Source organism: Agrobacterium sp. ST15.13.015 (assembly GCF_027871645.1).
Lineage (GTDB): Bacteria > Pseudomonadota > Alphaproteobacteria > Rhizobiales > Rhizobiaceae > Agrobacterium > Agrobacterium leguminum.
This window is the reverse complement of the sequence record NZ_JAQAHF010000016.1, coordinates 66,290-79,356: the sequence shown is the minus strand read 5'-3', so window position 1 is coordinate 79,356 and position 13,067 is coordinate 66,290. Positions and strand designations below refer to the sequence as shown.

Genomic DNA, 13,067 nt, shown 5'->3' with positions numbered 1-13,067 from the left:
CTCCTTAAAAATCTTTTTTCATGTCACGCTATGCGTGAAGGTGGGTGGCTTAACGGAGGGCCCGTTTGCCTTGAGGGTTCACACTGCCATTTTGACGAGCAGGCGCGTTTCCGCGGCATTGACCAGTCGCGTGAGCACCCAGCCGATAACAAAGTAGACGAGAGCCGCGGTGGTCAGTACCTCGACAGGTCTCGCAGTCACGTTCGATATGTTTTGAGCCGTGTACATAAGTTCGACCACGCCGACTGCCGAAACGAGCGCACTCTCCTTGAACAGGCTCACCAGGTTCGACATCAGGTTGGGAATGGCGCGTACGATTGTCTGTGGCGCGACCACATACATCATCTTCGAAAAACGGCTCAGACCAAGCGCTTTGCAAGCATCGTGCTGATCTTGCCCGATCGATCCCAAGGCAGCCCGAAAGGACTCGCTGGTGATCGCCGATGTATAGAGTGTCAGGGCAATCACGGCCGAGATGAAGGGACTGAGCTCAACGTCGAGAATGATCGGGAAACAGAAGAAGACCCAGAACAAGGTAATCAGGACCGGCGTACCGCGCAGCACCTCGACATAGAGAGAGCAGGCCCAGCGGACCGGTCGAACGTTGGACTTGCGTCCAACACCGATGAGAAAGCCGAACACAACGCTTGCCAGTCCGCAAAGCACCGTAATCTGGAGGGTCAGAACGAGCCCTTTGAGCAACGCCGGACCGTATTGCAGAACAACAGAGAAATCGAGATCTTGCATGATCTTACACCTTGTTCATACGCTCCAGCCGGTGTTCAAAGAACGCGGCTAGACGACCAAAGGGGATCGCGACAACCAGATAAAACGCCGCGAGGAAGGTAAACGTCTCGATTGGGCGGTAGGTCTGGGTCGAGAGCTGCTTGCCCTGATACATCAGGTCGGCAACACCCACGAGTGCAACAAGCGAGCTTTGCTGAAAGATACCAATCGCATTTGTGATCAGGACCGGCGTCGCAGTCCTGATTGCCTGGGGTAGCACGATGTATCTGGTGTAGTTCCAACGGCCGAGGCCAAGTGCGACACCAGCATCCCTTTGCGCTGCGGGAATGGATTGGATGGCAGCCCTGAATGCTTCACCGTTGAACGCCGTCTGGTTCATTCCGAGGATGAGGACCCCCATGAATACCGGCGACCACCACACCTCGAAGATCATCGGTATACAGAAGAAGAACCACACGACCTGAACGAGGACGGGCGTACACCGAAACAGGTCGATATAGAAGCGCGCGATCCACCGTATCGGTGCGATGCGGGCATTCGAGAGCAGGGCTAGAGGAAACCCGGCAACAAGCCCGATGATGTTTGCCCACACCGTGAGCTGGAGGGTGATTTTTAATCCCTCCAGAAGCGCGGGCCAGGCATTGAGGACGAAAAAGAAATCGATGTTTTGCATGGTCGTTCGTCCATCTCAGCGATCTGCATGCAGCACGTTGTGGATGAAGTCACGCGCCCTGGCGGTCTTCGGCGCACGGAAGAATTCGTCAGGTGGAGCGTCATCGGCAACGACACCGCCATCGCAGAAGACCACTCTAGTTGCGATCTTCTTTGCGAACCACATATCGTGCGTGACAATCATCATCGGCATGCCGCCGTCCGCGAGCTCGGTCACCATGCTAATCACTTCGTTCACGAGTTCCGGATCGAGTGCCGATGTCACTTCATCGAACAGCATCAGTTTCGGGTCGAGCATCAACGCCCTTGCGATCGCGACGCGCTGTTTTTGACCGCCGGAAAGAGCAGCCGGATAGGCCTTGGCCTTGGCCTTGAGCCCAAACCGGTTGAGCAATTCGAGTGCGCGCGCTTCTGCCTCATCACGCCTCACGCCACGTGACCTAACGGGCGCAAGAGTGAGGTTACCAAGCACGGTGAGGTGAGGAAAGAGCGTGTAACTCTGAAAAACCATGCCGATCTGCTTTTGCATTTCGGCGTTAATGGTCGTTTTTTTCGGCGCGCCGGCGATATAGTTTTTGCCGTCGACTTTGATCTCACCGCCCTGGACATCCTCGAGCCCCATGACGCAGCGGAGAAGCGTACTTTTTCCTCCGCCGCTGGGACCGATTACAAGCAAGCGGTCAGTTTTCTGCATGTCGAGGTTCAAGCCATTCAGGACTTTAATCTGTCCCTGCGCATAGCTTTTTTGCAGGTTTCGTATCGAAATGAAGCTTTGGTCTGTCATCAGGGTCTCCTGAATCGAAGCCTGATCCAACAGGCGGTTAGGGAACGTCCGACCCACAAGCTCGCGGGCCAGACGCGATATTAGCGCGGGCCTACGAATGGGCCACAACGCTCGATGGCGATACGCACAGTCTCTTCTGGATCCCGTTCCCACCAGTCCAGTTCAGAGAAAAGTTCCAGCTCGAACGGACCGTCGTAACCGATGTCATCAAGCCATCCCCGAATGGTAGCGAAATCAATCACCCCATCGCCCACCATGCCACGATCACGGAGGTTCCGCGTCGGGACTAGCCAGTCGCAATAGTGGAACGTGTGGATGCGGTCTTTCCCGGCACGGCGAAGCTCTCGCTCAAATGCGGGGTCCCACCAGCAATGATAGACGTCCGCGACCAGGCTGGCAGCTTTGTCACCTAACTCGTCGATAAGATCATTGGCATCCGTGATCAGGTTGAGTGCGCTGCGATCGCCACAATACATCGGATGCAGCGGCTCAAGTCCGAGTTTTACCCCTGAGGCCGCCGCGTAAGGCGCGAGTTCGGCAAAAGCATCGTGAATGCGCCTGCGCTGGGCGGGCAAGTCTTTGTCACCCTGCGGCAAGCCGCCGATTACCATGACGACGCAGGGGGCGCCGATGGCAGCCGCCTGGTCGATGATCCGGCGGTTCTCATCGATCTTGGCTCGGCAAGCTGCCGGATCGGTTTCGCTGACCCATGCACTCGTGCAGAGCGAAGCAACCCACATCTGTGCGTCGCGCAGGTGCTTGGCGGTTTGTTCGACGCCATAATCGTCGAGGAAGTTCCGCCACACCGCTATACCTCTGATTCCTTGGCGCGAATAGCCTTCGATCGCCTGAGGCATGGTCCATGTGGGGGTCGTGATCTGATTGATCGCAAAGCGCGTAAGATCGTACTGGGTCACGCGAAAGCCTCCTGTGCGCGTCGTGCGCCGGTTGCTGCTGCATTGATGGTGATACCGTCTTCTTCGAACACGATGCCGTGGTGTTCACGGGCAAAGGCGGCAGTGATTTTGCCATTCGAGAGATCGTCGGCGATGAGCTCGAGCGAGCGCTTTAGCGGATCCCCGTAGCCGCCGCCGCCAGCCTGTTCGTGGCGGATCACGACATCGCGGCCGATGGTGCGGGTGATCTTGGCGGGAAGGCGAGTGTTTTCGCCCTCCGGATCAAGGATATTGACGCAAGGTGCTGCCGGCTTGCCGCCGAACAGGCCGTAGGGCGCATGATCATGCCGGTCCGCGCGAATCTGCAAAACGGCTTCCTCGGCGAGGAGGCGGTAAGTGCGGATCAGGCCGAGGCCCCCGCGATACTCTCCGGCTCCGCATGAATCGGGGCGCAGGCTGTATTCGTCCATCATAAGCGGATAACGGACCTCTAGCGTTTCCACCGGCAGGTTCGACATGTTCTGCGAGGGGTTGGTGACGCCCTCGACCCCATCCTTGTTCCAGCGGCCGCCCCAGGCGCCGTTGATCATGTCGACCAGAACGAATGGTTCGCGGGTTTCTTTATCCCAGCCGCCGAAGGCCAGAACTGTGTTGCCGCCCTCGCCCGCCGCCATGACCTTTTTGGGTGCGATCTGCGACAACGCTCCCAGGACGGTGTCAACCACGCGATAGCCGGTTAGAGCCCGGGCTGCCACCGGCGCCGGCATCTGCGGGTTGAGGATCGAACCTCCCGGCGCGGTGATAGTGATGGCGCGATACACGCCAGCATTGTTCGGCACCTCCGCGTCGAGCGCGCAGCGCACGGACAGATAAGTTGCCGACTTGACGAAGGATAGCGTCGAGTTGATCGCGCCCTTAACCTGCGGCGAAGACCCCGCGAAATCGACATCGAGGTGATCACCCTTGACGGTGAGCTTGACCTTGATCGGGATTGCGTCCGTTGAAAACCCGTCGCCGTCGATGAAATCCTCGAAATAGTAGTCGCCATCCGGCCACGAGCGGATAGCGGCACGCGTGAGCTGCTCGCCGTAGTCGATCAGGTCGTCGAAATAGCTGTCCAGCTCATCCGCACCATAACGCTCGATCAGGCGGAGCAACTCACGCTCGCCGAGATTGCAGGTGGCGAACTGCGCTTCGAGGTCGCCGAGGACCAGTTCCGGCAGACGCACGTTCTTGGTGATGATGCGTATCAGCGTATCGTTGAGAACGCCCTTGTCGTAAAGCTTCATCGGCGCAATACGAAGACCTTCCTGGTAGATCTCGGTCGAGTCCGCTGCATTCGAGCCGGGGACGCGGCCGCCGACGTCACAATGATGCGCAATGACCACCGAGAATCCACGAAGCGTATCGGCGTGGAAGATGGGCCGGATCATGAAGATGTCCGGAAGATGCATGCCCCCTTCATACGGGTCGTTGAAAACGATCACGTCGCCGGGAGCCAGGTTGTCGGCGTACTTTGCCATGATGACGTCCATTGCATCCGGCACGGCGCCAAGATGCAACGCGACCGTTTTTGCCTGCGACAGGATGCGCCCATGCTTGTCGCAAAGCGTGACGGAGTAATCGAGAACGTCCCGGACGATCGGGGAGCGTGCGGTGCGCATGACGGCGAAGGCCATGTCGTCGACGATGGTGTCGAGCGCATTTTTGATGACAGCGAAGGTGATCGGATCGTTGGTTTTCTGGGCCATGAGGCTGTTCCTTCCGAAAGACTCAAGCAAGTGTGGCGACAACGTTGCCGAAGGCGTCGAGGTCAGCGGTGGCACGCGGAGGTATGACGATGGTGGTGTCCGGGCTCTGAATGATGAGCGGTCCCTGCACGCCACCCTTGAAGGTGCTGCGCTCGTAGATCGGCGTATCCACCCAGCCGTCCGTGCGAGAATGATAGATCTTGCGGCTCGTGGCTTCTGCTGTGGCAGTGTCCGGCGCATGCGGAACGAAGCTCAGCCGATTGCCCTGATTGCCGCTCGCGTTCAGACGAATGTTGACGATCTCAACCCTATCGTCCGAGGCATAGCCGTAGATCCCCTTGTAGGCCTCAAGGAACGCCGCACGAAGCAGATCGCGATCGCGCTCTGTGACCGTTTCCGGCAGAGCAATCGGGAGTTCGAAATCCTGGCCCTTGAAGCGAAGATCGGCCTCGAAGCCGCATTCGATTTGTTCGGGGCTGTAGCCTGTTGGTTTCCACGCGGAACTGAGCCGGTTTTTCCACCGAGAAGTGAGCCACCTCTGAGTATGGTTTTCTGATCAGGACTTGGTCAAGGGGTTGGCTTTTCTCCTTTCTTCTGGGCTGCGGCGGCCGAGCTGGCTTTGAAGCGGAAGCTGTCATTTCCAGTTTCCAGGATATGACAACGGTGGGTGAGACGGTCGAGGAGAGCGGTCGTCATCTTGGCGTCGCCGAAGACGGTTGCCCATTCGCTAAAGCTGAGGTTGGTGGTGATCACCACGCTGGTCCGCTCGTAGAGCTTGCTCAGCAGGTGGAACAGCAGTGCTCCGCCTGAGGCGCTGAACGGCAAGTATCCCAGCTCGTCCAGGATGAGCAGATCGAGGCGGACCAGCGTCTCGGCGATCTGGCCTGCCTTGCCCTTGGCCTTCTCCTGCTCGAGAGCATTGACCAGTTCGATGGTCGAGAAGAAGCGGACCTTTCGGCGATGATGCTCGATGGCTTGGATTCCAAGAGCGGTCGCGACATGCGTTTTTCCAGTGCCAGGGCCACCGATAAGGACAACGTTCTGCGCCCCATCCATAAACTCGCATCGGTGCAGTTGGCGCACGGTAGCCTCGTTGATCTCGCTGGCGGCGAAGTCGAAGCCGGAGATGTCTTTGTACGCAGGAAAGCGAGCGGCCTTCATATGATAGGCGATGGAGCGGACCTCGCGCTCGGCCATCTCAGCCTTCAGCAACTGGGACAAGATCGGCACGGCCGTATCAAAGGCTGGAGCCCCTTGCTCGATCAGGTCCGTGACCGCCTGGGCCATGCCATACATCTTCAGGCTACGCAGCATGATGACGACGGCAGCACTTGCGGGGTCATGACGCATGGCGACCTCCTGCGATCCGGGCGCGTAGGCCATCATAGCGTTCGACATTGGCCTTGGGTTCACGCAGCAAGGTCAGCGCCTGTGGCGTATCGATGTCGGGACCATCGATTGTCTTGCCGTCGATCAGCCGATGCAGCAGGTTCAGCACATGCGTCTTGGTCGCCACCCCCGCATCCAAGGCCAGTTCCACCGCCTTGAGGACGACCTGTTCGTCGTGATGAAGCACCAGAGCGAGGATATCGGCCATCTCACGATCACCGCCGGGGCGGCGAAGCATCTGATCTTGCAACTGTCTGAAGGCCAGCGGCAATTCCAGGAAGGGTGCGCCATTGCGCAGGGCTCCTGGCTTGCGCTGGATGACGGCAAGGTAATGCCGCCAGTCGTAAATCGTCCTCGGCGGTTTATCGTGGCTGCGTTCTATGATCCGCGGATGTTCGCAGAGAATATTGCCCTCGGCCGCAATGACCAGTCGCTCGGGATAAATCCGCAGGCTGACGGGCCGGTTCGCAAATGATGCTGGCACGCTGTAACGATTACGCTCGAAGGTGATCAAGCATGTCGGCGAGACGCGTTTGCTCTGCTCGACGAAACCGTCAAATGCAGTCGGCAACGCCATCAATGCTGCCCGCTCATCAGCCCAAACATCCGCGATCGTGCCGGACAAGGTGCCATGCGCCGTCTCTCGCCACAGGTCCTGGCAATGCTGTTCCAGCCAGAGGTTCAACGTGGCCAAATCCGGGAAGTCCGGCATCTGTTGCCATAGCCGTGGTCGGGCATCCTGGACGTTCTTCTCGACCTGACCCTTTTCCCACCCCGCGGCGGGATTACAGAACTCGGGCGCAAACACGTAGTGGTTGGTCATCGCGAGGAAACGGATGTTGACCTGCCGCTCCTTGCCGCGACCCACGCGGTCGACCGCCGTCTTCATGTTGTCGTAAATGCCGCGACCAGGTACGCCGCCGAACACGCGGAACCCGTGCCAATGGGCGTCGAAGAGCATCTCATGCGTTTGCAGCAAGTAGGCTCTGACCAGAAACGCCCGACTGTGCGAGAGCTTGATGTGTGCGACCTGAAGCTTGGTACGCTCGCCGCCGATCACGGCATAATCTTCACTCCAATCGAATTGGAATGCTTCGCCTGCACGGAAAGACAGCGGAACGAATATGCCGCGGCCAGTCGTCTGCTGCTCAACTCGCCACTCACGGGCAAAGGCGGCGACCCGACCGTAGGAGCCGGTAAACCCGAGAACAACCAGATCAGCGTGAAGCTGCTTCAGCGTTCGGCGCTGCTTGCGCGACCTCCCGGCCTCAGTCTTCAGCCAGGCCGCCAGTTTGTCGGCAAAAGGATCAAGCTTGCTCGGCCGCTCCGGTACCGTGAACGTCGGCTCGATCGTACCAGCGTTCAAATACTTCGCGATCGTGTTACGCGACAAACCGGTATGCCGACTGATCTCGCGGATCGACTGCTTCTCGCGCAGCTTCATCCGACGGATGATGTTTAAAAGTCCCATGTGGATCACTCCGTTGCCCCCGTCGCTCACCGCGTTGGGGGAAGGTTCACATGGCTCAATTCTCAATGGAAATTATGCGCCTAACCGGCTCAGTTCTGCGTGGAAACCAACACGGGAGCAAGTGAGGTGTCGAAACGTAGGTTCCAACGTAGGAGTCCCGTCGGTGTCTGGGCGCAGCGAGCGATTACGATCGACAGCGTGAATTCCTCGTTGACCGTCACTCGATCGGTTTCGCTGTCCTGCCACGCCTCGCTGCCAGAGGATTTCAAGGCACCTATCACTTGCTCAAGGACTTCGGGATGGCGTTTGCGGAGTTCTCGATTGATTTCGACGTAACTATAGTCTCGATCGGGATTGAAGCCCACGAGGCTGTAGGCTCGAAGCAGGCTACCGAACCGCGAGCTATACGCGCTGCTTGATGGCATGCCGTCGCATTCATCGATGACGATACCCGATAAACTTCCCGTTCGCTGGTACAGGTCTCGTAGAGACTGCAGCATCTCTTCATCGCTCAGCCGGAACGACCGGGCGTTGATAACAGTTCGAGCTGCCTCGAAGAGGAATCGCTCGATGACAGCGTCGAACACACCGTTAGCCCTGATCCACATGTCGGGATCATTACGGACATGCCGTTTCTTTAATTTGAAAGACTGTCGGTTCCACACATTGTCGCCGGCATATTTCTCATTGATCAGGATTTGATGGACGGTCCCTCTCGTCCAGTTGCGCTCAAGGTCGGATTTGATGCCCCGCTTATTCAGATCAGCTGCAATTTCGCTCTCACTTTCCCCGTGATGGACAAATCTGCGATATATTTCGCGAACCAGCTCCACCTCTTCAACCGGCCCCAAAGTGAGGATCACACGGTCAGTCTGAATGCTTTTGTGCTCACCGCGCTGTAGAATACCTTTCACCTGGCCGCGTTCATCGATCAGGGTTCGTCGTAAGCCGAAACCAGCTGGTCCGCCTTGCCGGTACCCCTTTTCGATCAGGCGGCCCTGCCCTGCGAAAACCTTCGCCGACAACTCACGACTATACTCTCCAGCCATAGCCCGCTTAACGCCTTTGACGATGGTGGACACCGGGCTGCCGTCATTTTCAAACTGTTCGGCGCAATACTGGACAGAGATCCCGGCACGGCGGCAGATGTATTCGTAATAAGCGCTTTCATCGGCATCTTGGAACCGGCCCCATCGACTTACGTCATAGACCAGGACCATCGTGAAATCTGTTGTGCCGACCTGCACATCCTCGATGAGCTGGCGCAGTGCATCGCGCCCTTCGATTTTTAGGCCACTTTTTCCTGAATCCGCGTATGTCCGGACAATCTCGATACCACGCGCCCGAGCATAGTCCCGAATTGCCTCCGATTGGTTTTCGGTGGAATATCGCTGATGATCGGTCGACATACGGACATATTCGGCAGCCCGAATTGGCTGCGGCTCCGATGACATGCCGTTAAAGGTCTCCCGATCCACTTTTTGCCCCTCCTGTCGTTGATCAAAGGCGCTTGATCCTGAGGCTGGCGCGGCGCCGAGCACATCCATTTTTGCAGACATCCGCATCGCAATCCTAGCGCATGAAGGAGCGGAAGATGTTGCCGAAAAAGGGCAGTAAGTTGCCGACTTGGCCCGGCTTTCTGGGTGACCGAGAGGTCCTTGCCCTCACCGTCGCCGGTCTCTTGAAGAAAGAGCATGGCGATAGTCACCGCGCAATCAAGGAGTTGATGCGCCAGACAGGCGCCAGCGAACGAACCGTAAAACACTGGCTGTCTGGTCAACATGCTCCAGAGGTTATGTTTTTCCTTCGGCTCGTGGTCTCCTCGCCGGTCGTAAGAGCGTTTGTACTTGGTATCATCGAAGGCCCGGCATCCGAGCAAACTTCTCCTGCGAACGATCGCGTCATTCGCTTTGCGACCAGAGAAGCTTACGCCACCGGCGAAGCCGCTAACACCACGCTGGCAGCAACCAGACGCCGCAATGACCCTTATCGTGTCCCTGAACGTGACCCTAAAGATGACCCTGAACCACAATCCTTCAATCAGCGACAGCTATGGTTTTTGGAGCAGATCAGAATGGGTGAGCGCTTCAGTGCGAAGGAGATCGTTCAGACTTGGCATGTCAGTTTGAAAACCGCGCGTCGGGATATCAGCGCATTGCTTCATTCCAAGTTACTGGAGTACATCGGATCGCGAAGAAAGGGTCGTTATCGAACGAACTCACGATGAGAAGGGATATCAGTCGGCCTCATCGGCGTCATGTCCACCAGATGCGATGTCGGCAAGATCTTTGTTGGAGGTATCGAACGTGCCTCGTCTGCTCAGAAGCCCAGCATCCTCAAGTGCCTCGATGTTGGGAAGGTCACGCAGGGTCTCAAAGCCAAAAACCGACAGAAATCGGGGTGTTGTCACATAGGTGTAGGGCGCACCGGGTGTCGGACTTCTCGGCCCTGATACGATGAGGCCCGCATCTCGCAGGCCGGCGATCGTGTCACGACTGACCTCCTTACCGAAAACCTCCGCCAATTCGGCCCGGGTGATCGGCTGAAAATATCCCACCGCCGTCAACACCATAGACTCGGTCTCTGACAGCCGTGGTGCAATTGATCTCGCCGGAGCGGTCGAAATGCGAATTGTCTCAGCAAACCGCGCTCGGGTGCGATGCTGCCATCCGCCTGCGACCAACACGAGTTCGTATGGTCGATCTCGTAATTCGTCGATGAGGTCATCAACCAACAGATCAATACTGCACTCTTTGCCGACCACCCGCGCCAGCATCTCGCGGCTGACCGGTTCGGACGAGGCGAATATCACCGCCTCTACCCGCAACATCCACTCACGCCACCGCAGTTCTGGAGGCAGTCCCTCGAGCTCACGATCATAAAGGACCTCCTGCTGGCGGTCTTTCGCTTGGAGTTGACTTGTTTTTGCTGCGCTCGCTCCCCTCATCGTCATAACCCATAAATTCGAAAGGAAGAGCGGCCGGACAGTTCCCGCACTGCTTCGAAACTCTCCAGCCGCTCAAACAGTCGAGTGGCTGCCCAGCGTGACAGATTGCACCCCGGCGCCGAGGCCGGAACCGCGTCTTCATTGAGGAGCTTTTGGATAACCGCATCGCCCCCCTTGGTCCTCACCTTTGGCACTGCTGCCATTAACCGAGCGGCACGGCGATCAATGTCAGCGGCAGATTGAAGCGCCGCCTCGACACTGCTGACCAGCGCCAGACAAATTGCCTTCGGATAAGCTGGCTCACCTGGCCGCACTCGACCTCTTCCGCCGATAGTGCGGAATGCAGACCCGAACCGTACAGGCAGCAGAAGCGGCACGGGTCGCGCCCATCTCAGCTTCTGGGCCAGTACGATGTCTGCCAAAGCCAGAGCCAGGACCTCCGCGTCCGGACGAAGCGCCATGATCGCGGATACCAGATCAGCAATCGCAATGGGGGCCGCGCGCCCGGACTGGATTGCCACATCGGCGAGATCCGCGATCGAGCACAGCTCCGTGTCCCATCGGATAGACAGAAGCTCGACCAGTTCCCTGACAAACGCAGTACCGGGCATCGCTGTTCGACGTGCCAGCATTCGTGTGGCCAAAAACAGCTTTCCGGCCGGTCCCGGGTCTCCATTCGCGGGAGTCAGCAAAACGGCGTCGCGCAGCGCATTCTCTTCTTCATTCCGATCGAGCATGCGGGCCGCGACGGCGGCTGATTTCAGGGCTAGGCGGTCGCGCCAGCAGCCGAGCCAAGGAGGGTCGGCGCGGATCAAATCATCGAGGGATTTCAATCCGATACCGGCGGCGAAGGCGGCATCAATTTCGTCGATGTCACGGCCATATGCCAACGTCCAGCCCGGCATGTTCGCCGACCATATCACTGATGGAATTTGCACTTTGGTGATCGAGTTCATGCTTCGCAGTATAGATCAAATGTGCGGTTTAGGCTATCTATATCGATGCAAACCGCACTACATGTCAGAAATATAAAACGTCCGATAATCTTGCATTATCGGACGTTCTGCTCATTATAGAGAAATGGCCCAAATCATCGAGCAAAACACCAAAAATCATGTCGAGGAGACCTCAGCGCCGTCTCTCAGCACGGCGGCTGGGCGTGATGTTTCCGCGCCGGAGGTGTCAGGCGCAAGCCCCCTCCCCTCTCTCTCCGGCGGTGGCGAGACACCTGCTCATCTTGCCAGCCTCGCCGATCGCGCTCGTGGCTATGTCCAGGCGGCCAGTTCCGCCAACACGCGCAAAGCCTACGCGGCCGACTGGAAGCATTTTTCGGCGTGGTGCAGGCGCTCCAATCTGGCCCCCCTGCCCCCGCATCCGCAAACCGTCGGACTTTACATCACAGCCTGCGCTTCCGGCACAGCTGAACGGGGTGCAAAAGCGAACTCTGTCTCGACCATCGAACGCCGCCTCTCCTCACTCTCCTGGAACTATGCCCAGCGTGGCCTCTCGCTCGATCGCAAGGACCGGCATATCGCCACCGTGATGGCCGGCATCCGCAACAGCCACGCCAAGCCACCTGTCCAGAAGGAAGCGGTCATGGCTGAGGATATCATTGCCATGGTCGAAACGCTCGATCGCGGCTCCCTGCGCGGCCTGCGTGATCGGGCCATGTTGCTCATCGGCTTTGCTGGCGGCCTTCGGCGCTCCGAGATCGTCGGCCTCGACCTGAAGGCCGACCAGACTGAGGACGGTCGTGGTTGGATCGAGATCCTCGACAAGGGTATGATTATTACGCTGCGCGGTAAAACCGGATGGCGAGAGGTCGAGGTCGGTCGCGGCTCGGCCGATGCGACCTGCCCGGTCGCCGCAATCGAGACTTGGATCAAGTTCGCCAAGATGGCTCATGGCCCCCTTTTTCGCCGCGTGACCGGGCAAGGGAAAGCTGTCGGCTCGGAGCGGTTGAACGACAAGGAGGTTGCTCGGCTTGTGAAAAGGGCCGCAATGGCTGCAGGCGTTCGCGGTGATCTCAGTGAGATCGAACGCGCCATCAAATTCTCCGGACATTCCCTTCGCGCGGGCTTGGCCTCCTCCGCTGAAGTCGACGAGCGTTACGTCCAGAAACAGCTCGGTCATGCTTCAGCGGAGATGACACGCAGATATCAGCGCCGGCGGGATCGCTTCCGCGTGAATCTGACTAAGGCATCAGGGCTTTAGTTGGCCCCTCCCCTACTCCGCAGTGAAATCGTAAGAGGATATTTCAGCGTCGAATTTCTCGCTTAGCGCTTCAATTGAAATCGGAAGCTAAAAGCCACAGCCGGCGTCGAAAGCCGGCTGCATCAGGGCACTCATGCTGATTTTCGTGAGATCGTAAGCCATTGAATTTATGGTAAATGATTTGCTAAAGGAACTC

General features: G+C 58.0%; 12 protein-coding genes and 1 pseudogene. 2 read left to right on the top strand and 11 right to left on the bottom strand.

Annotation, left to right across the window (positions count from 1 at the left end; all coding sequences use genetic code 11):
• Positions 1-78: 78 nt before the first annotated feature.
• From PIB16_RS21795 to PIB16_RS21755, 9 genes and pseudogenes are all read right to left on the bottom strand, one after another.
• On the bottom strand, positions 79-747 hold the full coding sequence (locus tag PIB16_RS21795; RefSeq protein WP_142859689.1) for an amino acid ABC transporter permease: 669 nt from the start codon (positions 745-747) through the stop codon (positions 79-81).
• 4 nt (positions 748-751) lie between these two features.
• A complete protein-coding gene (locus tag PIB16_RS21790) occupies positions 752-1,420 on the bottom strand; it encodes an amino acid ABC transporter permease (RefSeq protein ID WP_011982827.1) in 669 nt (222 codons plus the stop codon).
• A gap of 15 nt (positions 1,421-1,435) precedes the next feature.
• Entirely contained in the window at positions 1,436-2,203 is a 768-nt protein-coding gene (locus PIB16_RS21785) for an amino acid ABC transporter ATP-binding protein (RefSeq protein ID WP_142859691.1), read from the bottom strand.
• An 80-nt stretch (positions 2,204-2,283) separates the two neighbouring features.
• Positions 2,284-3,120, bottom strand: a complete 837-nt coding sequence (locus PIB16_RS21780) for a sugar phosphate isomerase/epimerase family protein (protein WP_271046321.1) — start codon at positions 3,118-3,120, stop codon at positions 2,284-2,286.
• Positions 3,117-4,850 carry a hydantoinase B/oxoprolinase family protein gene (locus tag PIB16_RS21775; protein WP_142859695.1) on the bottom strand — a complete coding sequence of 578 codons (1,734 nt, stop codon included), beginning with the start codon at positions 4,848-4,850 and terminating at the stop codon, positions 3,117-3,119. Before PIB16_RS21775 ends, PIB16_RS21780 begins: the two co-directional genes overlap by 4 nt.
• A gap of 22 nt (positions 4,851-4,872) precedes the next feature.
• Positions 4,873-5,334: pseudogene (locus tag PIB16_RS21770) on the bottom strand (hydantoinase/oxoprolinase family protein); the annotation flags it as partial.
• 83 nt (positions 5,335-5,417) lie between these two features.
• Positions 5,418-6,200, bottom strand: coding sequence for an IS21-like element helper ATPase IstB (gene istB, locus PIB16_RS21765; protein WP_069061376.1), 783 nt, complete (start codon positions 6,198-6,200; stop codon positions 5,418-5,420).
• Entirely contained in the window at positions 6,190-7,710 is a 1,521-nt protein-coding gene (gene istA / locus PIB16_RS21760) for an IS21 family transposase (RefSeq protein ID WP_269834396.1), read from the bottom strand. The genes istB and istA overlap by 11 nt, the downstream gene beginning before the upstream one ends.
• A gap of 89 nt (positions 7,711-7,799) precedes the next feature.
• Entirely contained in the window at positions 7,800-9,275 is a 1,476-nt protein-coding gene (locus PIB16_RS21755) for a recombinase family protein (RefSeq protein WP_271046320.1), read from the bottom strand.
• A gap of 29 nt (positions 9,276-9,304) precedes the next feature.
• On the opposite strand from PIB16_RS21755, the gene PIB16_RS21750 reads away from it, so the two are divergent.
• Positions 9,305-9,937 (top strand): hypothetical protein, encoded by a 633-nt coding sequence (locus PIB16_RS21750; protein ID WP_244557382.1) that lies wholly within the window; start codon positions 9,305-9,307, stop codon positions 9,935-9,937.
• Between the two features lie 9 nt (positions 9,938-9,946).
• On the opposite strand, the gene scpB is transcribed toward PIB16_RS21750, so the two are convergent.
• Together scpB and PIB16_RS21740 are read right to left on the bottom strand one after the other, a co-directional pair.
• Positions 9,947-10,657, bottom strand: coding sequence for an SMC-Scp complex subunit ScpB (scpB, locus tag PIB16_RS21745; RefSeq protein WP_244557381.1), 711 nt, complete (start codon positions 10,655-10,657; stop codon positions 9,947-9,949).
• A gap of 2 nt (positions 10,658-10,659) precedes the next feature.
• Positions 10,660-11,613 carry a DUF1403 family protein gene (locus tag PIB16_RS21740; protein ID WP_080821222.1) on the bottom strand — a complete coding sequence of 318 codons (954 nt, stop codon included), beginning with the start codon at positions 11,611-11,613 and terminating at the stop codon, positions 10,660-10,662.
• A 124-nt stretch (positions 11,614-11,737) separates the two neighbouring features.
• Here PIB16_RS21740 and PIB16_RS21735 point away from each other — a divergent pair, with 124 nt between their 5' ends.
• Positions 11,738-12,871: a site-specific integrase gene (locus PIB16_RS21735; protein WP_080821221.1), complete on the top strand. Its 1,134-nt coding sequence runs from the start codon at positions 11,738-11,740 to the stop codon at positions 12,869-12,871.
• Positions 12,872-13,067 lie beyond the last annotated feature (196 nt).